Source organism: Castellaniella sp., assembly GCF_049671645.1.
Taxonomy (GTDB): Bacteria; Pseudomonadota; Gammaproteobacteria; order Burkholderiales; family Burkholderiaceae_B; genus Castellaniella.
Window position 1 is genome coordinate 1 of the sequence record NZ_JBATVG010000022.1, and the last position, 23,617, is coordinate 23,617.

Genomic DNA, 23,617 nt, shown 5'->3' on the forward strand with positions numbered 1-23,617 from the left:
ACCGCCGGGCCGTCCCAAGGTAAAACACGCCCCCTCGGGGGGCAGCAAGCAGGCGCAGCCTGCGCGGCGTGGGGGCAGTTTTACCGCCGGGCCGCCCCAAGGTAAAACACGCCCCCTCGGGAGGCAGCAAGCAGGCGTAGCCTGCGCGGCGTGGGGGCAGTTTTACCGCCGGGCCGCCCCAAGGTAAAACACGCCCCCTCGGGGGGCAGCAAGCAGGCGCAGCCTGCGCGGCGTGGGGGCAGTTTTACCGCCGGGCCGCTCCAAGGTAAAACACGCCCCCTCGGGGGGGCAGCAAGCAGGCGTAGCCTGCGCGGCGTGGGGGCAGTTTTACCGCCGGGCCGCCCCAAGGTAAAACACGCCCCCTCGGGGGGGCAGCAAGCAGGCGTAGCCTGCGCGGCGTGGGGGCAGTTTTACCGCCGGGCCGCCCCAAGGTAAAACACGCCCCCTCGGGGGGCAGCAAGCAGGCGTAGCCTGCGCGGCGTGGGGGCCCTTTTTAAGACGCGTTATCATGCTGGCTCGGTATCCAAATCACAAGGAGACAACACCATGCCGATTTCTCGCCGTGAATTGCTGAAGACCGCCGGTGCGGCGGGCGTGCTGGGCGCATTGCCTGGTGTGGTCCGCGCCCAGATGGTCGCCCTGGAAAAGAAATCCCTGACCATCGCGGTCGGCGGCCAACCCCTGATCTATTACCTGCCCTTGTCCGTCGCCCACCTGAAAGGCTATTTCAAGGACGAGGGCCTGGATACCACCATCGCCGATTTCGCGGGCGGCTCCAAGGCCTTGCAGGCGGTGGTGGGCGGCAGCGCCGATATCGTGTCCGGCGCTTTTGAACACACCATCAATCTGCAGGCCAAGGGCCAGTTCTACCGTTGCTTCGTGCTCCAGGGACAGGCGCCGATGATCGTGCTGGGTGTGTCCAAAAAGACGCTGGCCGGCTACAAGACGCCGGCCGACCTGAAAGGCAAGAAAATCGGCGTGACGGCGCCGGGATCCTCGACCAACATGATGGCCAGCTTCTTCCTGGCCCAACATGGCCTCAAGCCTTCCGATGTGTCCTACATCGGGGTGGGGGCCGGGGCGGGGGCCGTGACGGCGCTGCGTTCGGGGCAGATCGACGCCATCGCGAACCTGGACCCCGTCATCAGCACCCTGGTCAAGGAAGACGCCATCCAGGTCATCGCCGATACGCGCACCCTGAAAGATGCCCGCCAGATCTTCGGCGGCAACATGCCCTCGGGTTGCCTGTATACCTCGCAGGCCTTCATCGATGCCAATCCCAACACCACCCAGGCCCTGGCCAACGCCATCGTGCGGGCCGACAAATGGATCCAGGCCGTCACGCCCGACGACATCGCCAAGCTGGTGCCGGAATCCTACCTGCTGGGCGACCCGGAACTCTACAAGCTGGCCCTGAAAGGCAATCGCGAAGCCCTGTCGCCCGATGGCCTGGTGCCCGAGGACGGTCCGCAGACGGCCTTGAACGCCCTGGCCGAATTCGTGCCGCATTTCGACCGCACCAAGATCGATATCTCGCGCATCTGGACCAACCAGTTCGCGATCAAGGCCGGCCAGAAATATCCGCATGGCTGATCCGCAGACCGCCTCGGCGCCCGGCTCGGCCGGGCAGACGCCCGCCTTGCTGCTCGACCGGGTCACGTGCACCTTCGCGTCGCCCGACGGATCATCCTACACGGCCATGCGGGACGCCACCCTGGCCGTGGCGCCCGGCGAATTCGTGTCGGTCGTCGGCCCCACCGGTTGCGGTAAATCCACGCTGTTGAACATGGCCGCCGGCCTGCTGCACCCTTCGTCGGGCCAGGTCAACGTCTTTGGGGAAGCCCTGCATGGCATCAACCACCGGGCGGGCTACATGTTCCAGGGCGACGCCCTGATGCCCTGGCGCAATGCGCTGGCCAATGTCACCGCCGGCCTGGAGTTTGCCGGCGTGGCGGCGGCGGACGCCGTGGTCCAGGGGCGCGACTGGCTGCGCAGGGTCGGGCTGGGCGGTTTCGAGAACCGCTATCCGCATCAAATGTCGGGCGGCATGCGCAAACGCGCCATGCTGGCCCAGACCCTGATCCGCGATCCCGACATCATCTTGATGGATGAGCCCTTTTCGGCCTTGGACATCCAGACCCGCCAGCTGATGGAAAACGAGGTCCTCGACCTCTGGATGGCACGCCGCAAGGCCGTGCTCTTCATCACCCACGACCTGGACGAAGCCATCGCCATGAGCGACCGCGTCGTGGTGCTGTCGGCCGGACCCGATACCCATCCGATCGGCGAATTCATCATCGACATCCCGCGTCCGCGCGATGTGGCCGAAGTCCGAATGCACCCTCGCTTCATCGAACTGCACCAGGGCATCTGGGCCGTGTTGCGCGACGAGGTCCTGAAAGGCTACGAACGCCAGAAACAGGCCTGACCGCTGGCTGACTTCCCGGCCTGCCATAGGCGCCGGGGTTTGAACCGGAGCTGTATCCATCATGAAATCCGACGAACTGTCCCGGCCTGCGCTGCGGGCGCTGCAAGTGGCCCTGCTGGCCGCCATCCTGCTGATCTGGTACTGGGCTTCGCTGAACCGGAACATCGCCTTTTTCTTTGGCCGGCCCCTGGAAGTCGCCCAGGTCATCTGGGCCTGGTTCGTCACCGATGCCAACGTCTACCGCCACCTGTGGATCACCCTGTCCGAAACCGTGCTGGCCTTTTTCATCGGCACGGTCGGCGGCCTGGGCTTTGGCCTGTGGCTGGGTCTGTCGCGCAGCGCCAGTGCCTTGCTGGAACCCTACGTGACCGCGGCCAACTCCATGCCGCGCGTCATCCTGGCGCCCATCTTCGGCATGTGGTTCGGCCTGGGCATCTGGTCCAAAGTCGCCCTGGCGGTCACCCTGGTGTTCTTCATCGTGTTCTTCAACGTCTACCGGGGCGTGCGGGAAGTGTCTCCCACCTTGCTGGACAACGCCCGCATGCTGGGCGCCACCCGCCGCCAGCTGCTGCGCCACGTGTACATTCCCTCGGCCACCAGCTGGGTCTTTTCCAGCCTGCACACATCGGTAGGCCTGGCCTTCGTAGGCGCGGTCGTCGGCGAATACCTGGGGTCTGCCGCCGGTGTCGGCTACCTGATCCTGCAGGCCGAAGGCACGCTGGACGTGAACACGGTCTTCGCCGGCATCGTCGTCCTGACCGTGTTCGCCCTGCTGCTGGACGGCGCGGTGTCCCTGGCCGAACGCCGCCTGCTGGTCTGGCAGCCCGGGCCGGGCGCTACCGACAAGACCTGATCAGCGATCGAAGATAAGCTTGGCGAGGGCAGGCAGACCCTGGAGCGCCCGGTCGACCAGCGCCGGGTGCTGACGAAGGGAAGCCGGGAGGTTTCGGCGGGCGTGTCTGAGGCCGAAGGCCGAGTTCGCCCGCCGCCCGGCTGGACGAGGCAGACCCGGGCAGCCCGACCGCAGGGAGGGCCGCTGGTTGGGGCGCTCCAGGGTCTGCCTGCCCTCACCAAGCGTGCCGGCAAGAAGTTCAGCCAGGCTTCCCCACCAACGCATCCAGCTTCACCGCGTCCGCCGTGAAGATCCGGATGCCTTCGGCCAGCTTTTCCGTCGCCATCGCGTCCTGATTCAGGTGCGTGCGGAAAGCCACCTCGTTGCTGGCCAGCCATTCCGGCGCATTCGCCTTTGCATCCGCCACCGTCAACGCGGCGGGCAGCGGATCGCGGGATGCCGCCAGCTCGCCCAGCAGGGCCGGGCTGATCGTCAGCAGATCGCAGCCCGCCAACGCCCGGATCTGCCCGATGTTGCGGAAACTGGCCCCCATCACCTGCGTGGGAAGATCGTAGGCCTTGAAATACTCGTAGATGCGGGTCACCGACCGCACCCCCGGATCCCGGGAACCCGCGTTCGCGGCCTCGTCCCAATCCGCGCCGGCCGCCTTTTTGTACCAATCGTAGATGCGGCCCACAAAGGGGGAAATCAGCGTCACTCGCGCCTGGGCGCAGGCGATGGCCTGTGTCAGGGAAAACAGCAGCGTCAGATTGCAGCGGATGCCCTCGGTTTCCAGTACGCGCGCCGCCTGGATGCCCTCCCAGGTCGAGGCCAGCTTGATCAGGATCCGTTCGCGGGGGACGCCGTGGGATTCGTACAGCGCGATGATCTGCCGCGCCCGCTCGATGCTGGCCTGCGTGTCGAAAGACAGGCGGGCATCGACTTCGGTGGACACCCGGCCCGGCACGATGGCCAGGATTTCCCGCCCGAAAGCCACCAGCAGCCGATCCACCTGCTCGGCCAGCGATGCCGAAGGATGATCGCGCAGCACCTGATCCAGCAGCGGACGATAGGCGTCCTGCTGGACGGCCTTGAGTATCAGCGACGGATTGGTGGTGGCGTCCGTGGGCTGGTAGGCCCGCATCGTTTCGAAATCCCCCGTATCCGCCACAACCGTCGTCAGCGCGCGCAGGGCGTCAAGTTGGTGACTCATGAAGAAAAAACCCTCTGGTGAAGCAGTGAAAAGTTCTTACTTTAGATCATTTTCAGCAAGCCGGACTGCAGACTCATGGGGATAAACCCCTATCGGACTGTATAATAGGAAGGTTTATATATCGACTTTACAACCGGGGTACCACTTTGCTGCCGTCAATCTTTCCCGAGGGGCCGACAGGGCTCGTTCCAGCAATTCTTGCCTTGGCTGACGGTACTGTATTTCGGGGCGTTTCCATAGGCGCCGACGGATTCACCGTGGCCGAGATCGTGTTCAATACGGCCATGACCGGCTATCAGGAAATCCTGACCGACCCCAGCTACAGCGGTCAGATCGTCACTCTGACTTACCCCCACATCGGCAATACCGGCGTCAATGCCGAAGACGTCGAATCCAGCCAGATCCATGCCGCCGGGCTGGTGGTGCGCGATTGCCCCGCCCGCGTCTCCAATTTCCGCGCGACGCAGTCTCTGCCCGACTACCTGAAGTCTCAGGGCATCGTGGCTATCGCGGACGTGGATACCCGTAAGCTGACCCGCATTCTGCGTGAACGCGGGGCGCAGGGCGCCTGCATCCTGGTGGGCGACGATGTGGCCCGCGCGGTCGAACTGGCCCGTGGTTTCGGCGGGATGGAAGGCCAGGACCTCGCGCTGAAAGTCACCACGCCCAAGACCGGCGCCTGGATGCAGGGCACCTGGCAACTGGGGCGCGGCTTTCGCCGCCAGGAAGTCGCCGACTACCATGTCGTGGCCTACGACTACGGTATCAAGACCAATATCCTGCGCTTGCTGGCGGATCGCGGCTGTCGCATCACGCTGGTGCCGGCCACCACGCCGGTGGCCGACATCCTGGCGCAGAATCCGGACGGCGTGTTCCTGTCCAACGGGCCCGGCGACCCCGCCGCCTGCCAGTACGCCGTCGACACCTGCCGGGCCGTGCTGGAACGCGGCATCCCGCTGTTCGGCATCTGCCTGGGCCAGCAGGTGCTGGGCCTGACCCTGGGCGGGCGCACGGTGAAAATGAAAACCGGCCACCATGGCGCCAACCACCCGGTGCAGGACCTGGCCAGCGGCCGGGTCTTCATCACCAGCCAGAACCATGGCTTCACCGTCGATGGCGACAGCCTGCCGGCCAATGCCCGCGTGACGCACGTGTCGCTGTTCGATGGCACGCTGCAGGGGTTCGAACTGACCGATAAGCCCGTGTTCTGCTTCCAGGGTCACCCCGAAGCCAGCCCCGGCCCGCACGACATCCTGGTGCTGTTCGACAAATTCATCGACCTGATGGCGCAGCACAAAGCCCAGTCGTCCAAATAACCGGTACCGTCTTCTCATGCCCAAGCGTTCAGACATCAAAAGCATCCTCATCATCGGGGCAGGCCCCATCATCATCGGCCAGGCCTGCGAATTCGACTATTCCGGTGCCCAGGCCTGCAAGGCCCTCAAGGCCGACGGCTTTCGCACCATCCTGGTCAACAGCAATCCCGCCACCATCATGACGGACCCGGAAACGGCCGACGTCACCTACATCGAGCCCATTACCTGGCAGGCCCTGGAAAAGATCATCGAGATCGAAAAACCCGATGCCGTCCTGCCCACCATGGGCGGCCAGACAGCGCTCAATTGCGCGCTGGACCTGGATCGCCATGGCGTGCTGCAAAAGCACGGGGTCGAACTGATCGGCGCCAATGCGGCCGCCATCGAAAAAGCCGAAGACCGCCTGAAATTCAAGGACGCCATGACCTCCATCGGTCTGGAATCCGCGAAATCGGGTGTGGCCCACAGCATGGATGAAGCCTGGGCCGTGCAAAAGAGCATCGCCGCGGATCTGGGCAATTCCGGCTTCCCCGCCGTGATTCGCCCCAGCTTCACGCTGGGTGGCACGGGCGGCGGTATCGCCTATAACGCGGAAGAATTCGAAACCATCTGCCGGCGCGGTCTGGAAGCCTCGCCCACGCGTGAATTGCTGATCGAGGAATCGCTGCTGGGCTGGAAGGAATTCGAGATGGAAGTCGTGCGCGACAGCGCCGACAACTGCATCATCGTGTGCGCCATCGAAAACCTGGACCCCATGGGCGTGCACACCGGCGATTCCATCACGGTGGCCCCGGCGCAGACGCTGACCGACAAGGAATACCAGATCATGCGCAACGCATCCATTGCGGTGCTGCGCGAGATCGGCGTGGACACGGGCGGCTCGAACGTGCAGTTCGCGGTCAACCCGGCCAACGGCCGCATGATCGTCATCGAAATGAATCCGCGCGTGTCGCGGTCTTCCGCGCTGGCCTCCAAGGCCACGGGTTTCCCCATCGCGAAAGTCGCCGCCCGCCTGGCTGTGGGCTACACGCTGGACGAACTGCGCAACGAAATCACCGGCGGCGCGACACCCGCGTCCTTCGAGCCCACCCTGGACTACGTCGTCGTCAAGGTCCCCCGCTTCGCCTTTGAAAAATTCCCCCAGGCCGATTCCCGCCTGACCACCCAGATGAAGGCGGTGGGCGAGGTCATGGCCATCGGCCGCACCTTCCAGGAGGCCTTCCAGAAAGCCCTGCGCGGCCTGGAAGTCGGCGTGGACGGCCTGAACCAGAAAACCACCGACCGCGAACGCCTGCAGATCGAGTTGGGCGAGCCGGGCCCGGAACGCATCTGGTACGTGGGCGATGCTTTCGCCCAGGGCTTCAGCCTGGACGAAGTCCATCAGCTGACCAAGATCGACCCCTGGTTCCTGGCGCAGATCAAGGAAATCGTCGATATCGAGCTGGCTCTGGAACAGCGCACCTTGTCCGAACTGGACGACGACACCATGCGCCGCTTGAAGCGCCGGGGCTTTTCCGACCGCCGTCTGGCCTTCCTGCTGGATGCGGCCGAAGCCGAAGTGCGCAAGCTGCGTCATCAGATGAACGTGCGTCCGGTGTACAAGCGCGTGGATACCTGCGCGGCGGAATTCGCCACGACCACGGCCTACATGTATTCGACCTACGAGGAAGAGGACGAGGCCGCGCCCACCGACCGCAAGAAGATCATCGTGCTGGGCGGCGGTCCCAACCGCATCGGCCAGGGCATCGAATTCGATTACTGCTGCGTGCACGCCGCGCTGGCCCTGCGCGAAGACGGTTTCGAGACCATCATGGTCAACTGCAACCCCGAAACCGTCTCCACGGACTATGACACGTCCGATCGCCTGTATTTCGAACCGCTGACCCTGGAAGACGTGCTGGAAATCGTCCACAAGGAAAATCCGGTGGGCGTCATCGTGCAGTATGGCGGACAGACGCCGCTGAAGCTGGCCCGCGCCCTGGAAGCCAACGGCGTGCCCATCATCGGCACCAGCCCGGATTCCATCGACGTCGCCGAAGACCGCGAACGCTTCCAGAAGCTGCTGACCAAGCTGGGCCTGCGCCAGCCGGCCAACCGCACGGCCCGCACCGAAAGCGAGGCCCTGGCCCTGGCCGGCGAAATCGGCTATCCCCTGGTGGTGCGCCCCAGCTACGTGCTGGGTGGCCGCGCCATGGAAATCGTGCACGAGCCCCAGGATCTGGAGCGCTATATGCGCGAGGCCGTCAAGGTCAGCAACGATTCCCCGGTGCTGCTGGACCATTTCCTGAACAACGCCACCGAAGTCGACGTGGACTGCCTGGCCGACGGCGATCAGGTCGTCGTGGGCGGCGTCATGGAGCACATCGAACAGGCTGGCGTGCATTCGGGCGATTCGGCCTGCAGCCTGCCGCCGTATTCCTTGTCCGCCGAGATCGTCGACGAAATCAAGCGCCAGACCGCGCTCATGGCCCGCGCCTTGAACGTCAAGGGATTGATGAATGTGCAGTTCGCCATCCAGGATGGCGATGTCTACGTGCTGGAAGTCAATCCGCGCGCCTCGCGCACGGTGCCCTATGTGTCCAAGGCCACGGGCCGCCAACTGGCCAAGATCGCCGCCCGCGTCATGGCCGGCCGCACCCTGGCCCAGCAGGGCATCGCCTCGATTCCTTCGCCGATTCATTACTGCGTCAAGGAAGCCGTCTTCCCCTTCGTGAAGTTCCCGGGGGTGGATACCATCCTCGGCCCGGAGATGAAATCCACCGGCGAAGTCATGGGAGTGGGCGAGACCTTCGGCGAAGCCTTCGTCAAATCCCAGATCGCGGCGGGCGCCTGGCTGCCGGAATCGGGCAAGGTCTTCATCAGCGTGCGCGCCCAGGATAAACCGCGCGCAGTCGAAGTCGCCCGGGGCTTGGCGGCCATGGGTTTCCAGTTGATCGCGACGCGCGGCACGGCGTCCGTCATCGAGGCGGCGGGCCTGTCGGTGGAAACCGTCAACAAGGTCACCGAAGGCCGTCCCAACATCGTGGACATGCTCAAGAACGGCGAAATCGCCATGGTCATCAACACGGTGGAAGAACGCCGCAACGCCATTGCCGATTCGCGCATCATCCGCACGCAATCGCTGGCCAACCGCGTCACGTTCTTCACGACCATCGCGGGCGCGCGCGCCGCCGTCGAAGGGCTGCAGTACCTGCGTCATGGCGGGGGCCTGAAGGTCTACGGCCTGCAGGCCATGCACGCGGCCACTCTAGGCTGACGCGCCATGGCGGGCGAAGCGATGGCGTCCGCAGGCCCCGATGCCTCCGCAGTGCCGGGGGCGTCTTCCCAACCCGTCCTGGCGGAAGCGCCCGGACGGGTTTTCATTACCGGCGCCAGCAGCGGCATCGGCGCGGCGCTGGCGCGCCGGTATGCCGGTCAGGGGGCCGTCCTGGGTCTGGTGGGGCGTCGCCAGGACGCCTTGCTCGCGCTGGCGGATGCCTTGCCGGGTCAGGGGCACCGGGTGTACCCCCTGGATGTCCGGGATCGGCCCGCCTTGAGGGCGGCCGCCGTGGATTTCCTGGCGGGCGGCCCGGTGGATCGGGTCATTGCCTGCGCCGGCATCAGCGCCGGCACTTTGACCGATGCGCCCGAAGACTTTGCGGTGTTCCAGGCCATCTTCGATACCAACGTCCTCGCGATGGTGGCGACGTTCGAGCCGTTCATCGCAGCGATGCGGGCCCGGCGCCGGGGCGTGCTGGTGGGCATCGGCAGCGTGGCGGGAGTGCGCGGATTGCCGGGGGCCGGCGCCTACAGCGCATCCAAGGCCGCCGTGCGGGCGTACTGCGAAAGCCTGCGGGTGGAGCTCCGCGGCTCGGGCGTACAGGTCGTGACCCTGGCGCCGGGCTTCATCGCCACGCCCATGACGGCGCGCAATCCGTACCGCATGCCTTTTCTGATGCCGGTGGAGCGTTTCGCGGAGCGGGCGGTGCGCGCCATCGAGGCGGGCGACCGCTATCGGGTCATTCCCTGGCCCATGGCCTGGGTCGGACGCCTGTTGCGCCTGGTGCCGGATGCCCTGTATGACGCGGTGGCGGCCGGCCGCAAGCGCAAACCGCGAATCCCTCACGATCCCGAATGAAGAACCGGGCGCTTGCGCAGCGCCCGGTCCCGGGGCCGGATGCCTGTCGAGGATCCGGAAAATCCGCTATCCCGTGCGCCGGAGCGTCAACCGCACGGGACAGCGGCATGTTCAGGCCGCGCGCCTCAGCGCCGGCTGCGTGCGTCCAGGCTCAGTGAACCGCCGCCGAAGGCCGTCAGTTGCAGCAGGCCGCCGGCAATGGCCAGGTTCTTGAAGAAATGCGTGGATTGATTCATATCGCCGAACTGGGCATGGAAGAACGGGGCGGCCACGACGGTGAAGACGGCCAGGATCAGGGCGCTCGAGCGCGTCCGGTAGCCCAGCACCAGCAGGATCGGCAGGACCAGTTCGACGAAGACCGAGACGGCATAGGCCAGGCTCGGCAGCGGCAGGCCTGCGGATGCGATGTAGCCGATGGTGCCGGCGGGGTTGGCGATTTTGCCGGAGACGCCGATCCAGAACAGGATGGCGATCAGGATGCGGCCGATCAGGGACAGAGAGTCTAGGTTGCGAGTGTTCATGGTGTTGGATAGAGAAGTGATTGAGAAAGAGGTGAGACAAGGGGTGGAAAAAGACATCCCGTCCCGGAGGGCGGGATGCGTGTGTGGATCAATGGCGGGGGCGCGTTACAGCGGGGCGCTGTCCACCAGCACCAGTTCGGCGTCTTCCAGCGCGGTGATCCGCAGCGCGGCCTCGTCCCGGATGGCGGCGCCATCGCGGGCTTCCAGCACGACGCCGTTGACCTCGATCCGGCCGACTGCCGGCACCAGGTAGCCCAGGCGGCGGGTATCCTGGAATGCGTATTCCAGCGTGTCGCCCGCCTTCAGCGTGGCCCCGGAAACACGGGCCTGCGCCCGGATGGGCAGCGCGTCCTCGTCGCCCGCAAGGCCGCTGGCCAGGGTGACGAAACGGCCCGAGCGGTCGGCCTTGGGAAAGGGTTGCGCGCCCCAGCAGGGCTCGCCGCCTTTCTGGTCCGGGAAGATCCAGATCTGGAAGATCCGGGTGATGCCGGGCTCCAGGTTGTATTCGGAATGGACGATGCCCTTGCCCGCGCTCATGACCTGGACGTCGCCCGCCGGCGTGCGGCCCTGGTTGCCCAGATTGTCCTGGTGCGTGATGGCGCCTTCCCGCACGTAGGTGATGATTTCCATGTCCGCGTGCGGGTGTGGCGGGAAGCCGCTGTCGGGCTGGATCGTGTCGTCGTTCCAGACGCGCAGGGCGCCCCAGTTGACGCGTCGGGCGTCGTGGTATTCGGCAAAGGAAAAGTGGTGCCGGGCATTGAGCCAGCCGTGGTCGGCTGCACCCAGCGAGGCGTAGGGACGGCGTTCAATCATGATGGGCTCCTTGAGGCTTGAACAATGCGAGTAGTCTACGGGTGATGGATCATGTTGAGAAGATAAACAATAGAATTTCATCGTTTCCAATTTTGATATGATTGATGGAATTCATCCGACCTCGTGGAAAGGAAATGCCGTGAAGGGACTCCCCGATCTTGAGGCCTGGGCCTTGTTCGCCAAGGTCGCCGAAACCGGGTCGTTCGCCCGGACGGCGGCGGCCTGCCAGCTGTCCCAGGCGACCGTGTCCAAGGCCATCAGCCGCCTGGAAGCTCGCATGAAGACGACGCTGATCCATCGCACGTCGCGTCGCCTGACGCTGACCGACAGCGGCCGCTCCGCCCTGGATCGCGCCACGCGCATCCTGGAAGAGGGCGAGGCGGTCGAAGCGGAAGTCACGGAGCAGTCGCAGGCGCTGCGGGGGCGGGTCCGCGTGTCCGCGCCCATGTCCTTCGGTTTGGCGCGCCTGGCCCCGCTGTTGCCGGGGTTCATGACGATGCACCCGGAGGTGCAGTTGGATGTGCAGTTCAACGATGCCCAGGTGGACCTGGTGGCCGAGGGCTTTGACCTGGCCCTGCGGATCGCCCGGCTGGCGGATTCCAGCCTCCTGGCCCGGCGCCTGTGCGGCGTGCGCATCGTGTTGGTGGGGGCGCCTGCGTACTTCGATCGGCATGGGCGACCGCGCCATCCGCGGGACCTGCAGACGCATCAGGCCTTGCATTATTCCTACGCGCGTCATGGGGCGACGTGGCATTTCCGCCATCCCAGCCAGGGCGAATTTTCCCAGTTCATGCCGACGCGTCTGCAGGTGAATAATGCCGATGCCTTGATGCCCGCCCTGCGTGCGGGCCTGGGGCTGGCCCTGCAGCCGGAATTCCTGGTATGGCCGGACCTGCAATCCGGTGTCCTGGAAACCGTGATGGCGCCGTGGGAACTCGAACCCCTGGCGCTGCATGCCATCACGCCGCCGGGGCGCAACCGTCCTCTCCGCGTCCAGGCCCTGATCGATTATCTGCGGGATGCTCTGGTGGAGGAACCCTGGGCGCGGGACGCGGGGCGCCAATGACCGGGGTGCGGGATCGTTATCCCCATTGCCGGCGCATCCGGTAGAATCGCCGGATGGAACCGATCGCCCCCGCCAGCCGGACTGCCGCTCCGCCATCCCGCGATACGGATCGCTCCAAGGCGGCGATCCTCGGGGCCGCCTGCGATGAATTCAGCGAATATGGCTTCGCCGGCGGACGCGTGGACCGGATCGCGGAGCGCGCGGGCGTCAACAAGCGCCTGATCTACTATTATTTCGGCAACAAGGACGCGCTGTTCCTGGCTGTCCTGGAAAGCACCTATGCGGATATCCGCGCGGCGGAGCAGGGCCTGCACCTGGATCTGCTCGAACCAGTCGAGGCGCTGCGCAGGCTGATCACCTTTACCTGGCGCTATTTCCTGGCCCATCCCGAATTCCTCTCGCTGCTGAACAGCGAGAATCTGATGCGAGCCAGGAACCTCAGCAAATCCCTCCGGATCCGGGAAATGCATTCACCCCTGGTGCAGATGCTGGATACGCTGCTGGCGCGCGGCCGCGCGCAGGGCATTTTCCGCGATGGCGTCGACCCGGTGCAACTGTACATTTCGATCGCCTCCCTGGGCTTCTTTTACCTGGCCAACAACCATACGCTGTCCGTCATTTTCGGGCGGGATCTTCGCGCCCCCGATGCGCTGGAAGAACGCCTGGATCACATGACGGACCTGGTCGTCAGCTACGCGACGAATCGTCTGGATCTCGCCGCCCTGCGGCCCGTCACTGCCCGGAACCCGCGCGCGGAGCGTCCATAACATCCCTGTTCAGGGTAATCCATAGGTATGGGTGTCATTGACACCCCGTTGAGCGCAATTGATAATTCACCAATCAGTGAATTAGTTGCATCGAGTGCCAAACGGGAGCCTTGGATGTTGCGAAAGTTGATGATGTTTCCAGCCACCAGGCCCTTGCTGCTGGTTGTGTTCCTGCTGGTGTTCTGGGATCTTGTGATCCGGATCTTCGGCATCCCCGCCTATCTCATTCCTCCGCCCATCAAGGTCCTGGCCCAATTGGTCGAACAGTGGCCGATGCTGCTGTCCCAAAGCTGGTTCACCACCGAGGCCACCATCTGGGGGTTCCTGCTGTCGATCGTGGTCGGCGTTCCGATCGCCATGGTGATCGCGTATTCGCGGGTGGTGGAATCCTATGTCTATCCGCTGCTGGTTTTTTCGCAGAGCGTTCCCAAGGTCGCGATTGCGCCGCTGTTCGTGGTGTGGTTCGGTTTCGGCATCCTGCCCAAAGTCATCACGGCCTTTCTGCTGGGGTTCTTCCCCATCGTCGTATCCACGGTGATGGGGTTCAAGTCGGTCGAGTCCGACATGATCGACCTGGCCCGCTCCATGGGCGCCAGCCGGTTGCAGACGTTTTTCAAGATCAGCCTGCCGGCGGCCTTGCCGGCGCTGTTCAGCGGCCTGAAGGTCTCGGTGACGCTGGCGGTCGTCGGCGCGGTGGTGGGCGAATTCGTCGGTTCGAATTCCGGCATCGGCTACGTCCTGCAGGTGGCCAACGGCAACTTCGACTTGCCATTGATGTTTGCAGGCTTGGTATTGCTTTCGATCATCGGGGTTTTGCTGTTCGCCGTCGTGGATCTGATCGAACGCGTCATGATTCCCTGGCACGCCTCGCAGCGCTAGGGCAATGAAGGGCCGCAGTCAGCGGTTCCAACAATATGGGTGGAGCGCCCGAAGGAGACTTGGATGATTCGCAATTTGCTCAAAACCGGACTGAGCGTAGCCCTGAGCGCCATGCTGATCGGCGCATCTCCGGCCCAGGCTCAGGACAAACCGAAAGACGATGTGACGCTCATGCTGAACTGGTATCTGTACAGCGAGCATGCGCCGTTCTTTCTCGGAAAGAAGCTTGGCTACTATGCGGATGAAGGCATCAATCTCGATATCCAGGAAGGCCGGGGCTCGGCGGTGACGGCGCAGGCCGTGGCCGCGAAGTCCGTGAACTTCGGCTATATCGACGTGACCACGATGATGAAGGCGGCGGCCAAGGGGGCGCCCCTGATTTCGACGGGCGTGCTGTTCCAGGTCAGCCCCATGTCGGTCATGGCATTCGAGGACAAGGACATTCGCACTCCGCAGCAGATCATCGGCAAGACCGTGGCCATCACGCCCGGCGATTCGATGTCGCAGATGTGGCCGATCTTTCTCAAGGCCAATCACATCGACCCCAGCCAGATCAAGACGGTCTCGGGGGATGCCCAGACCAAGCTCAATGCCGTCATGACCGGGCGCGCCGACATGCTGCTGGGGTACGTCATGGATCAGGCGATCAAGCTGCAGGATGCGACCGGCAGGAAGGTCTACCCGATCCGGTTCGCGGATTCCGGGGTCAATCAGATCAGTTCCGGCATCATCGTCAACAAGGACTGGCTGGCCGAGCATCAGGATCTGGCGCGCCGCTTCATGCGCGCTTCCACGCGCGCCGTCGAGGCCGCGGTCAAGGATCCGGAGGCCGCCGTCAATGCCATGCTGGAAGCCAAGCCCAAGGCGGGCGTGAACGAGACCCTGCTGATCGGCCTGAAGCGCAGCATCGAGCTCTATCACACGAAGGAAACCCAAGGGCAGCCGCCGTTCCGCGTGGCGACGGACAACGTCGATAAATCCCTGGACCTGCTGGTCGAGTATGGCGGAATCGATGCCGCGCATCGTGGCAAGGCGTCCGATTATGTGACGCTGGATTACCTGCCGAAGAACTGACGTAGCACGGGGTGCAGCACATGCCTGACGATATTTTGATCGAAGCCGCCGGCGTCACGAAGGTCTATCAGACCCGCGATGGCGCCGTCGAATCCCTCAAGCCGCTGAGCTTCAATATTCGCAAGGGCGAGTTCGTATCCGTGGTCGGGCCGTCGGGCTGCGGCAAAAGCACCCTGCTGAAAATGGTGGCCGGCCTGCTGCCGGTCACCGATGGCTCGCTGATGTTGTCCGGGCAGCCCGTCACCGGGCCGCGCAAGGATGTGGGGATCGTGTTCCAGAGCGCGGTGCTGTTGGCCTGGCGCAGTGTGCTGGACAATATCCTGCTGCAGGCCGAAGTGCGTCACATGCCCAGGGATCCGGCGCGCCAGCGCGCCCTCGAACTGATGCAGATGGCGGGCTTGTCCGGCTTCGAAAAGAAGTATCCATGGCAGCTTTCCGGCGGCATGCAGCAGAGGGCCTCGATCTGTCGGGCGCTGCTGCATGATCCGGCGCTGCTCCTGATGGACGAGCCCTTCGGCGCGCTCGATGCCATGACCCGGGAGAAAATGAATCTCGAATTGCAGCGAATCTGGGCCGAGTCGCGCAAGACCGTGCTGCTGATCACGCACAGCATCCCCGAGGCCATTTTCCTGTCCGATCGGGTGGTTGTGATGAGCGAACGTCCCGGGTCGATCGCGGCCATCTACGACATCGACCTGCCGCGCATGCGCTCGCTCGACGTCATGGGCACCCCTGAATTCGCGGTGTATGCCAAGCAGGTCCGTTCGCATTTCTATTCCGAAGGCATATTGGATCAATGAGGCCCGCGCCTGAACGGCCGGGTTCAAGACATGCAAGCCATCCGTTTCGTCATTGAGGACGTCCGCTTCGCCGAGCGCGACGTCACCCTGAGGCTGCCCTTTCGCTTCGGCAGCACGACTGTGCAGGCCTGCCCGCAGGCCTATGCCAGGGTGCGTATCCGCCTGGAAAACGGCGCGACGGCGCATGGGTGCGCGGCCGAGATGATGATCCCCAAGTGGTTCGACAAGGACCCGCGGCTGACGCAGGATCAGAATATCGAACAACTGCGCGAAGCGCTCGCCATGGCCCGCGATGCCTATCTGTCGGACCCCGCCCCCGATACCGCGTGGGGGCATTTCGCCAGGCATTACAGCGGGATTCTCGCGACGGCGCAATCACGCGGCTTGCCGCCGCTCGCGGCGGCCTATGGTCCTGCGGTGCTGGACCGGGCCCTGTTCGATGCCGTGTGCCACGGCCTGCGCCTGGGTTTCGCGCAGGCCATGTCCGCCAATGCGGCAGGTATGCGCACGGAAGGCACCGGCCTGGCGGATGACCTGCGGGAATTCGATCTTGCGGCGTTCCTGGCGGCCCATCCGTCTTCCTTGTCGGGCCGGCGGATTGCCGCGCGCCATACGGTGGGCCTGGCCGATGCGCTGGTCGAGCGGCCTGCCGCTGCGCCGCAAGACGGCCTGCCGTGCACGCTGACGCAAACCCTTGCGCGTTACGGTCACCGGTATTTCAAGCTCAAGCTGGCGGGTGATGCGGCGGCGGATGTCGCACGCCTGGCGGATATCGCCGGGGTGCTCGGCGACGCCATGCATCTGGTGACGCTGGACGGCAACGAGCAGTATCGCGATGCGGATCACCTGACGGAGTTTTTCGAGGCCTTCGAACGCCATGCGGGCCTGGCGTCCCTGAGATCGCGTCTGGCGTTCATCGAGCAGCCCATGGCCCGCGCCCGGACCCTGGACTCGGACGTCGGCGCGCTCGGGCGCCGGATTCCCTTGCTGATCGACGAGTCGGATGCGACGCTGGACGCCTTTCCCCGTGCGCGGGCGATGGGCTACACCGGCGTGTCCAGCAAGAGCTGCAAGGGCTTTTACAAGTCCGTCCTGAACGCGGCCCGCTGCGCCCTGTGGTCGCGCGAGACCGGCCGCGCCTATTTCCTGTCCGGCGAGGACCTGACGATGCAGGCCGGCCTGGGCATCCAGCAGGATCTGGCACTGGTCGGATGGCTGGGCTTGCGGCACGTGGAGCGTAATGGGCACCACTACGTCAACGGCATGGCCGCCTCGCCGGAGCCTGAACAGGCGGCCTTCCTGCAGGGATTTCCGCAACTCTACGAGCGCTCCGACGGCGCCGTGCGCCTGTCCATCTCGGATGGCGAGATCGATCTGTCAGACCTCGACTGCCCCGGCTTTGCCACCGGGGCCGCCGCAGGTCATGTTTCCTGGGATGCGATGCGTCCCGCCGATTGACTTTATTTGATGAAAGGGATGTCCATGAGCACGCAACGTCTTGGAATCATCATGCATGGCGTCACGGGACGCATGGGGATGAATCAGCATCTGATCCGCTCGATCGTGGCGATCCGCCGCCAGGGCGGGGTGGCGCTGGCCAACGGAGACCGGGTCATGCCCGATCCGATCCTGGTCGGCCGCAATCTGGACAAGGTCCGGGCGCTGGCCCAGGCCCACGGGATCGAGCGCTACGGGGACGATCTGGATGCTGCCCTGGCCAATCCGCACGACACGGTGTTTTTCGATGCCGGGTCCACCCAGATGCGCCCCGGGCTGCTGACCCGGGCGATCCAGGCGGGCAAGCACGTCTATTGCGAGAAGCCCATCGCCACCGGGCTGGATGAAGCGTTGAAGGTCTGCCGCCTGGCGCAGGATGCCGGGATCAAGCACGGCGTGGTCCAGGACAAGCTGTTCCTGCCGGGCCTGCGCAAGCTGGATATGCTGCGGCGTTCCGGATTTTTCGGGCGCATGCTGTCGGTTCGCATCGAATTCGGGTACTGGGTGTTCGAAGGCGATCTGCAGCCGATCCAGCGGCCATCCTGGAATTATCGCAAGGAAGACGGCGGCGGCATGATCCTGGACATGGTCTGCCACTGGCGCTATGTGCTGGACAATCTGTTCGGCGAGGTGCAGTCCGTGTCCTGCCTGGGAGCCATCCATGTGCCCCGGCGCTGGGACGAGCAGGGCCGCCCCTACGAGGTGACGGCCGACGACGCCGCCTATGCCACCTTCGAATTGAAGGGGCATGGCGGTGAGCCCGTCATCGCGCAGGTCAACAGCTCATGGACGACGCGGGTGCGCCGCGACGACCTGGTGACCTTCCATGTGGATGGGACCCACGGTTCGGCGGTCGCGGGCCTCACGAATTGCGTCAGCCAGGCGCGTGTCGCCACGCCGCGTCCCGTCTGGAATCCGGACGAGAAGCAGAAGATGCCGTTCCTGGAACAGTGGCAGGAAGTCCCGGATACCGAAGTCTACGACAACGGTTTCAAGGTCCAGTGGGAACATTTCATTCGCCATATCGTGGCGGACGAACCTTTCCGCTGGACGCTGGAAGAAGGGGCCAAGGGGGTGCAGCTCGTCGAGACGGCGCTCCAGAGCTGGAAAGAACGACGCTGGGTCGATGTGCCGGCCCTGTTTTCCGCGAACTGAGGGCAGGTCATGAGTCGAAGTCTTTTGCTTCCCACCGCAGCGGGTGGGCTGGAAACCTATACCTTGCGGGGATCGGTTCCCGCGCGGCCCGCGGCCGGCGCGGCGTTCAACCGCGTGGCGTATTCGGCGGCCCACGTCGTCTCGGATCCCCTGGCGGCAGCGGACCCGTGGGTCGATTGCGCCATCGATTGGGATGCGACGATCGGGTACCGCCGGCACCTGTGGTCCTTGGGCCTGGGGGTTGCCGAGGCCATGGATACGGCGCAGCGCGGCATGGGCCTGGACTGGCCGACCTCGCTTGAATTGATACGCCGCTCCCTGGACGCGGCGCGGGACTTCGCCGGGGCGCGGGTGGCATCGGGCTGCGGCACGGACCATCTTGCCCCCGATGCGGCCCGCACGGTCGAAGACGTGATTGCCGCCTACGAGACCCAGGCGCAGGCCATCGAGTCCCTGGGAGGACGTCTGATCCTGATGGCAAGCCGCGCCCTGGTACGGGTCGCGCGCGGCCCGGAGGATTATGCGCGGGTCTATGGCCGCATACTTGAACAGGTGCGTGAACCGGTCATCCTGCACTGGTTGGGCGACATGTTCGATCCGCAGCTGAAGGGTTACTGGGGCAGCGACGATATCTCGCGGGCGATGGACACGGCGCTGGAAGTCATTGCCGCCCATGCCGGCAAGATCGACGGGATCAAGATTTCTCTGCTGGACAAGGATCGCGAAGTCGAGATGCGCCGGCGCCTGCCCCAAGGGGTCCGCATGTATACGGGCGATGACTTCAACTATGCCGAACTGATTGCCGGCGATGGCGTCGGGACTCTGCCCACGCATGCCCACAGCGACGCCTTGCTGGGTATTTTCGATGCGATCGCGCCGGCAGCCAGCGCGGCCCTGGCGGCGCTGGCCCAGGGCGACACTGCGCGCTTCCATGAGATCCTCGCGCCCACCGTGCCCTTGTCCCGGCACATCTTCGCGGCCCCCACCCGGTTCTACAAGACGGGTGTGGTGTGCATGGCCTGGCTGAATGGTCACCAGGATCATTTCTCGATGGTGGGCGGGCAGCAAAGCGCGCGTTCGGTGTTGCACGTCGCCCAGCTGTTCCGCCTGGCGGACCAGGCGGGGGTGCTGGAGCACCCCGGGCTGGCGATCGAGCGCATGGCGCAGTGGCTGGCCGTGCACGGTGTTCATCAATCCTGAGGAGGCGCGTCATGCGTGACTTGTCCAAGGACCACGGCCTGCTGTCGATCAATACGGCGACCGTGCGCAAACAATGGCGGCTGGACACCATCATCGACGAGTGCGCGCGGCGGGGCATTCGGGCCATCTCGCCGTGGCGGGATCAGGTCGCCGAGATCGGCCTGGAGGCGGTTGCGCGCCGCCTGCGCGACCATGACATGGCGCTCTCGGGCTATTGCCGGGGCGGGTTCTTCCCGGCCGCCGATGCGGCCGGGCTGCGGGCCGCGCTGGAAGACAATCGCCGCGCCGTGGACGAAGCCCGGACGCTGGACGCGCCCTGTCTCGTCCTGGTGGTCGGCTCCCTGCCGGGCGCATTGCAGGGAGCGCCCGCCTATACCGGGATGGCGAGGGCGCGCGCGGAGGTGCGCGATGGGATTGCGGCCACGCTGGAATACGCCCGTGCCGTCGGCATGCCGCTGGCGATCGAACCCTTGCATCCGATGCAGGCCGCCGAGCGGGCCTGCGTCAATACGCTGGAGCAGGCGCTGGACCTGTGCGACGAACTCGATCCTGGGCGCACCGGCATGCTGGGCGTCGCGGTCGACGTGTACCACGTCTGGTGGGATCCCAAGCTGCATGCCCAGATTCGCCGGGCCGGCCGGGACCGGCTGCTGGCCTATCACGTCTGCGACTGGCTGGCCCCCACGAAAGATCTGCTGAATGACCGCGGCATGATGGGCGACGGGGTGATCGAGCTCCGGGCCATCCGGCGCGAGATGGAAAGCGCCGGTTATGCGGGGTACTGCGAGGTCGAGATCTTTTCGGACGCATGGTGGGCCCGCGCGGGTGGCGAGGTGCTGGATACCTGCATCCAAAGGCACTCGTCCGTCGTCTAGACCGGCTGGATCGCCGCGGGGACCGTCGGACGTTCATGAACCGTTTTGATGCTTGCGTCACCCGAGCGTCAGACCCTACACTTTCGCATGCCGATTTCCGGCAGCCAATAACAAGAGTCCGATCCATGTCCAATACCTACTTCCCCCGTTGGCGCCGCGTCTCCGGCACCGCCGACGGCGCCGTCGTGCAGCCCGATGAAACCATGCCCTTGCCCCAGACCGTGGCAATGGGCGCGCAGCACGTCGTCGCCATGTTCGGCTCGACCATCCTGGCGCCGCTGATCATGGGCTTCGACCCCAATATGGCCATCCTGATGTCGGGGGTCGGCACGCTGGTGTTTTTCCTCTTCGTCGGCGGCCGGGTCCCCAGTTACCTGGGTTCCAGCTTCGCTTTCATCGGCGGCGTGGTGGCCGTCACGGGCTACGCCGGCAGCGGCCCGAACCCCAATATCGGGGTCGCATTGGGCGCCATCATCGTCTGCGGCCTGATTTATGCGGGCATCGGCCTGCTGACCATGTTCGTCAATGCCCGCCAGGGCGGGGCCGCCGACTGGATCGATCGCTGGATGCCGCCGGTGGTGACGGGGGCCGTGGTCGCCGTCATCGGGCTGAACCTGGCGCCGATAGCCGCCAAGGGCGCCATGGGCGGCTCGCTGTTCGATTCGGTCATGGCGCTGCTGACAATCCTGTGCGTGGGCGGTGTCGCGGTCTACACGCGCGGCCTGGTGCAGCGTCTGCTGATCCTGGTCGGCCTGTTCCTGGCCTGCGTTCTGTATGTGGTGCTGACCAATGGCCTGGGGCTGGGCGCGCCCATCGATTTTTCCGCCATCGTGGCCGCGCCCTGGCTGGGTTTGCCCAAAATGACGGCGCCGGTGTTCGAGGGGCATGCCATCAGCGTCATCGCGCCGGTCGCCATCATCCTGGTCGCGGAAAACCTGGGCCACATCAAGGCCGTCAGCGCCATGACGGGCCAGAATCTGGACCGCTACCTGGGCCGGGCGTTCCTGGGCGATGGCGTCGCCACCATGATTTCCGGCTCCATGGGCGGCACGGGGGTGACCACCTACGCCGAGAATATCGGCGTCATGACCGTCACCAAGATCTATTCCACCCTGGTGTTCGTCGTGGCGGCGCTGGTGGCGCTGCTGCTGGGCTTCTCGCCTAAGTTCGGCGCGGTCATCCAGGCCATTCCGGCTCCGGTGCTGGGCGGCATGGCCGTGGTCGTGTTCGGCCTGATCACCATTGCCGGCGCCCGCATCTGGGTGGTCAACCAGGTCGATTTCAGCGATAACCGCAATCTGATCGTGGCGGCGGTCACCCTGATCCTGGGGGCCGGCAATTTCTCCATCGAACTGGGCGGCTTCAAGCTGGATGGGATCGGCACCGCCACGTTCGGCGCGATCATCCTGTACGCCTTGCTGCGTGGACGAGCCCGGACGTAGAACAGTCCTGAGGACTGTTCTACGCCTGGCGAGTCCGAGCCGCCTGCAGGCGGCGAGGTGGAGAGCTACCCCTCTTTTGGAATGATGCCTGCTGCCGGGCGGAGGACTGTTCTACGCCTGGCGAGTCCGAGCCGCCTGCAGGCGGCGAGGTGGAGAGCTGTCCCTCTTTTGGAATGATGCCTGCTGCCGGGTTGAGGACTGTTCTACGCCTGGCGAGTCCGAGTGCGCCTGATCAGGCGCGCCGGCTGCATCGCCGGAACGCGGCGGGGGTGAGGTCTTCGTTGCGGGCGAAGAAACGGGTGAAATACGCGGGATCTTCGAAGCCGAGGTCGTAGCCGATCTCGGCCACCGTTTTCTCGGTGTACAGCAGATTGCGCTTGGCCTCGAGCAGGATGCGCTGGTGCAGGATCCGGACCGGCGGCTGGCCCACCAGGTCGAAAGATACGCGCCGCAGGTTGCGTTCGGTGGTCGCCAGGGCCAGGGCGTAGTCCGCCACCCGCCACGAGTCCCGGTAGTGCGTCTCGACCAGTTCCTTGAAGCGCCTGTAGAGCGCCAGCCTTCCCGAGTCTTCGTGGGCGTCCTTCTGCAGGCTCAGGTGGCGCAGCCTGGCCACTTCCGCAAACAGCATCAGGACGTTTCCGGAAATCGCCGTGCCGCGGCAGACCCGGTCGTGGATGTATTCGTCCAGGATGGTTTCAAACAGGCCCCTGAGCCGTCCGATGCTGCCCGGATCGACTTCTCCGGTGATGGTCAGCAGCCGCCCCAGCGCGGAGTGGACCGCCGCGTCGCCCGATTGCTTCGCCAGGTCCGCCACGAACCCGTCGGCGATCGTCAGGATCAGCCCCTTGGTGTCCGGGCGCCAGCGAAAGCCGTGGACGATCGGGGGCGGGATGCTGATCAGGACCGGCGCCCGGAGCGACAGGGTCTGTTCATCCAGCATGACGGTTCCTTCGCCCTCATCAACCCAGATCAATTGATACAGGTCGTGATGCCGATGCGGCCGGATGTCCCATCCGTACACGCGATTGCGTGATTCCAGGGATTCCAGGTGCAGAAAGCGCAACTCGGCCGCCGTGTCGATCTGGCCATACAGGGAATACAGCGGTATCGAAGCGCCCATGTCCGAAAAACACCATTATTGGTCCCGTTCGTCCATTCGCAGCGGGCGGACGGGACGCGATCATGAAGGCTCATTCTTGGAATGATTGAAGCTTAAGGCTTGTGGGCTGAAAAGCACAAGCCGTCACATGATCGGAGCGCGACATGACACAACTGGATCCCAGTCGACCCATCCCCGGTGTCCTGATATTCAATTTGCGGGAATCACACAAGGGCTATCGCATCAATAAGCTGTGCGACTCACTGACCTCTGAAGCCAACCGCCAGGCGTTTCAGGCAGACGAGTCGGCCTACCTGGCTGCGCATGGCCTGACCGAGGCCGAAAAGGACCTGGTCCGCGCGCGCGATTGGGCGGGGCTCAATGCGGCGGGCGGCAACATCTATTACCTGCTCAAACTGGGCTTCGTGACAGGGCACGGCCTGTACCGGATGGGCGCCCAGATGCGCGGCGAGAGCTTCGACGCCTTCCTCGGGTCCCGCAATGCCAAGGGAGCGCGCTGATC

General features: G+C 64.9%; 21 protein-coding genes. 17 read left to right on the forward strand and 4 right to left on the reverse strand.

The genetic code is table 11. The features are described from left to right. The first annotated feature begins 546 nt into the window (after positions 1–546). From WBG56_RS10450 to WBG56_RS10460, 3 genes are all read left to right on the forward strand, one after another. A complete protein-coding gene (locus WBG56_RS10450; RefSeq protein WP_424267994.1) occupies positions 547–1,593 on the forward strand; it encodes an ABC transporter substrate-binding protein in 1,047 nt (348 codons plus the stop codon). Beyond that, the gene (locus WBG56_RS10455) at positions 1,586–2,428 is read left to right on the forward strand and encodes an ABC transporter ATP-binding protein (protein ID WP_424267996.1); all 843 of its coding nucleotides are present in this window, start codon (positions 1,586–1,588) and stop codon (positions 2,426–2,428) included. Before WBG56_RS10450 ends, WBG56_RS10455 begins: the two co-directional genes overlap by 8 nt. A 61-nt stretch (positions 2,429–2,489) precedes the next feature. Beyond that, positions 2,490–3,281 (forward strand): ABC transporter permease, encoded by a 792-nt coding sequence (locus WBG56_RS10460; protein ID WP_424267998.1) that lies wholly within the window; start codon positions 2,490–2,492, stop codon positions 3,279–3,281. A 238-nt stretch (positions 3,282–3,519) separates the two neighbouring features. Here WBG56_RS10460 and tal read toward each other — a convergent pair whose 3' ends face one another. Beyond that, entirely contained in the window at positions 3,520–4,473 is a 954-nt protein-coding gene (gene tal / locus WBG56_RS10465; protein ID WP_424268000.1) for a transaldolase, read from the reverse strand. 146 nt (positions 4,474–4,619) lie between these two features. Between tal and carA the strand changes: the two genes are divergently transcribed. From carA to WBG56_RS10480, 3 genes are read left to right on the forward strand one after another with little or no spacing between them, the layout of a single operon-like run. Further along, positions 4,620–5,789, forward strand: coding sequence for a glutamine-hydrolyzing carbamoyl-phosphate synthase small subunit (gene carA, locus WBG56_RS10470; RefSeq protein ID WP_424268002.1), 1,170 nt, complete (start codon positions 4,620–4,622; stop codon positions 5,787–5,789). Between the two features lie 16 nt (positions 5,790–5,805). Beyond that, positions 5,806–9,045 (forward strand): carbamoyl-phosphate synthase large subunit, encoded by a 3,240-nt coding sequence (gene carB, locus WBG56_RS10475; protein WP_424268004.1) that lies wholly within the window; start codon positions 5,806–5,808, stop codon positions 9,043–9,045. Positions 9,046–9,051: 6 nt separating this feature from the next. Continuing rightward, on the forward strand, positions 9,052–9,906 hold the full coding sequence (locus WBG56_RS10480) for an SDR family oxidoreductase (RefSeq protein ID WP_424268006.1): 855 nt from the start codon (positions 9,052–9,054) through the stop codon (positions 9,904–9,906). Positions 9,907–10,031: 125 nt separating this feature from the next. Here WBG56_RS10480 and WBG56_RS10485 read toward each other — a convergent pair whose 3' ends face one another. Both WBG56_RS10485 and WBG56_RS10490 read right to left on the reverse strand, forming a co-directional pair. Continuing rightward, positions 10,032–10,427, reverse strand: coding sequence for a DoxX family protein (locus tag WBG56_RS10485; RefSeq protein WP_424268008.1), 396 nt, complete (start codon positions 10,425–10,427; stop codon positions 10,032–10,034). A gap of 105 nt (positions 10,428–10,532) precedes the next feature. After that, a complete protein-coding gene (locus WBG56_RS10490; RefSeq protein ID WP_424268010.1) occupies positions 10,533–11,240 on the reverse strand; it encodes a pirin family protein in 708 nt (235 codons plus the stop codon). 139 nt (positions 11,241–11,379) lie between these two features. Here WBG56_RS10490 and WBG56_RS10495 point away from each other — a divergent pair, with 139 nt between their 5' ends. From WBG56_RS10495 to WBG56_RS10540, 10 genes are all read left to right on the forward strand, one after another. Continuing rightward, complete coding sequence (locus WBG56_RS10495; RefSeq protein ID WP_424268012.1) at positions 11,380–12,306, forward strand: LysR family transcriptional regulator; 927 nt, start codon at positions 11,380–11,382, stop codon at positions 12,304–12,306. A gap of 53 nt (positions 12,307–12,359) precedes the next feature. Next, entirely contained in the window at positions 12,360–13,073 is a 714-nt protein-coding gene (locus tag WBG56_RS10500; protein ID WP_424268014.1) for a TetR family transcriptional regulator, read from the forward strand. Between the two features lie 114 nt (positions 13,074–13,187). Continuing rightward, positions 13,188–13,952, forward strand: coding sequence for an ABC transporter permease (locus WBG56_RS10505; RefSeq protein ID WP_424268016.1), 765 nt, complete (start codon positions 13,188–13,190; stop codon positions 13,950–13,952). A 63-nt stretch (positions 13,953–14,015) separates the two neighbouring features. After that, positions 14,016–15,026: an ABC transporter substrate-binding protein gene (locus WBG56_RS10510; protein ID WP_424268018.1), complete on the forward strand. Its 1,011-nt coding sequence runs from the start codon at positions 14,016–14,018 to the stop codon at positions 15,024–15,026. Positions 15,027–15,046: 20 nt separating this feature from the next. Further along, a complete protein-coding gene (locus WBG56_RS10515; protein WP_424268020.1) occupies positions 15,047–15,826 on the forward strand; it encodes an ABC transporter ATP-binding protein in 780 nt (259 codons plus the stop codon). 30 nt (positions 15,827–15,856) lie between these two features. After that, complete coding sequence (locus WBG56_RS10520; RefSeq protein WP_424268022.1) at positions 15,857–17,284, forward strand: hypothetical protein; 1,428 nt, start codon at positions 15,857–15,859, stop codon at positions 17,282–17,284. Between the two features lie 24 nt (positions 17,285–17,308). Beyond that, complete coding sequence (locus WBG56_RS10525) at positions 17,309–18,478, forward strand: Gfo/Idh/MocA family protein (RefSeq protein ID WP_424268024.1); 1,170 nt, start codon at positions 17,309–17,311, stop codon at positions 18,476–18,478. A 9-nt stretch (positions 18,479–18,487) separates the two neighbouring features. Further along, positions 18,488–19,678, forward strand: coding sequence for a dihydrodipicolinate synthase family protein (locus WBG56_RS10530; protein ID WP_424268026.1), 1,191 nt, complete (start codon positions 18,488–18,490; stop codon positions 19,676–19,678). An 11-nt stretch (positions 19,679–19,689) separates the two neighbouring features. Beyond that, positions 19,690–20,553, forward strand: coding sequence for a sugar phosphate isomerase/epimerase family protein (locus WBG56_RS10535; protein ID WP_424268028.1), 864 nt, complete (start codon positions 19,690–19,692; stop codon positions 20,551–20,553). A 125-nt stretch (positions 20,554–20,678) separates the two neighbouring features. Further along, the gene (locus WBG56_RS10540; RefSeq protein ID WP_424268030.1) at positions 20,679–21,995 is read left to right on the forward strand and encodes a solute carrier family 23 protein; all 1,317 of its coding nucleotides are present in this window, start codon (positions 20,679–20,681) and stop codon (positions 21,993–21,995) included. Between the two features lie 232 nt (positions 21,996–22,227). On the opposite strand, the gene WBG56_RS10545 is transcribed toward WBG56_RS10540, so the two are convergent. Next, a complete protein-coding gene (locus WBG56_RS10545) occupies positions 22,228–23,115 on the reverse strand; it encodes a helix-turn-helix domain-containing protein (RefSeq protein ID WP_424268032.1) in 888 nt (295 codons plus the stop codon). Positions 23,116–23,258: 143 nt separating this feature from the next. On the opposite strand from WBG56_RS10545, the gene WBG56_RS10550 reads away from it, so the two are divergent. Next, the gene (locus tag WBG56_RS10550; RefSeq protein WP_424268034.1) at positions 23,259–23,615 is read left to right on the forward strand and encodes a protocatechuate 3,4-dioxygenase; all 357 of its coding nucleotides are present in this window, start codon (positions 23,259–23,261) and stop codon (positions 23,613–23,615) included. The last annotated feature ends 2 nt before the right edge of the window (positions 23,616–23,617 follow it).

What these genes read in the sequence shown, in the direction of transcription:
- WBG56_RS10450 (WP_424267994.1), top strand. Translation starts at nt 547, where the DNA reads ATGCCGATTTCTCGCCGTGAATTGCTGAAGACCGCCGGTGCGGCGGGC.
- WBG56_RS10455 (WP_424267996.1), top strand. Translation starts at nt 1,586, where the DNA reads ATGGCTGATCCGCAGACCGCCTCGGCGCCCGGCTCGGCCGGGCAGACG.
- WBG56_RS10460 (WP_424267998.1), top strand. Translation starts at nt 2,490, where the DNA reads ATGAAATCCGACGAACTGTCCCGGCCTGCGCTGCGGGCGCTGCAAGTG.
- tal (WP_424268000.1), bottom strand. Translation starts at nt 4,473, where the DNA reads ATGAGTCACCAACTTGACGCCCTGCGCGCGCTGACGACGGTTGTGGCG.
- carB (WP_424268004.1), top strand. Translation starts at nt 5,806, where the DNA reads ATGCCCAAGCGTTCAGACATCAAAAGCATCCTCATCATCGGGGCAGGC.
- WBG56_RS10480 (WP_424268006.1), top strand. Translation starts at nt 9,052, where the DNA reads ATGGCGGGCGAAGCGATGGCGTCCGCAGGCCCCGATGCCTCCGCAGTG.
- WBG56_RS10485 (WP_424268008.1), bottom strand. Translation starts at nt 10,427, where the DNA reads ATGAACACTCGCAACCTAGACTCTCTGTCCCTGATCGGCCGCATCCTG.
- WBG56_RS10490 (WP_424268010.1), bottom strand. Translation starts at nt 11,240, where the DNA reads ATGATTGAACGCCGTCCCTACGCCTCGCTGGGTGCAGCCGACCACGGC.
- WBG56_RS10500 (WP_424268014.1), top strand. Translation starts at nt 12,360, where the DNA reads ATGGAACCGATCGCCCCCGCCAGCCGGACTGCCGCTCCGCCATCCCGC.
- WBG56_RS10505 (WP_424268016.1), top strand. Translation starts at nt 13,188, where the DNA reads ATGTTGCGAAAGTTGATGATGTTTCCAGCCACCAGGCCCTTGCTGCTG.
- WBG56_RS10510 (WP_424268018.1), top strand. Translation starts at nt 14,016, where the DNA reads ATGATTCGCAATTTGCTCAAAACCGGACTGAGCGTAGCCCTGAGCGCC.
- WBG56_RS10515 (WP_424268020.1), top strand. Translation starts at nt 15,047, where the DNA reads ATGCCTGACGATATTTTGATCGAAGCCGCCGGCGTCACGAAGGTCTAT.
- WBG56_RS10520 (WP_424268022.1), top strand. Translation starts at nt 15,857, where the DNA reads ATGCAAGCCATCCGTTTCGTCATTGAGGACGTCCGCTTCGCCGAGCGC.
- WBG56_RS10525 (WP_424268024.1), top strand. Translation starts at nt 17,309, where the DNA reads ATGAGCACGCAACGTCTTGGAATCATCATGCATGGCGTCACGGGACGC.
- WBG56_RS10530 (WP_424268026.1), top strand. Translation starts at nt 18,488, where the DNA reads ATGAGTCGAAGTCTTTTGCTTCCCACCGCAGCGGGTGGGCTGGAAACC.
- WBG56_RS10535 (WP_424268028.1), top strand. Translation starts at nt 19,690, where the DNA reads ATGCGTGACTTGTCCAAGGACCACGGCCTGCTGTCGATCAATACGGCG.
- WBG56_RS10540 (WP_424268030.1), top strand. Translation starts at nt 20,679, where the DNA reads ATGTCCAATACCTACTTCCCCCGTTGGCGCCGCGTCTCCGGCACCGCC.
- WBG56_RS10545 (WP_424268032.1), bottom strand. Translation starts at nt 23,115, where the DNA reads ATGGGCGCTTCGATACCGCTGTATTCCCTGTATGGCCAGATCGACACG.
- WBG56_RS10550 (WP_424268034.1), top strand. Translation starts at nt 23,259, where the DNA reads ATGACACAACTGGATCCCAGTCGACCCATCCCCGGTGTCCTGATATTC.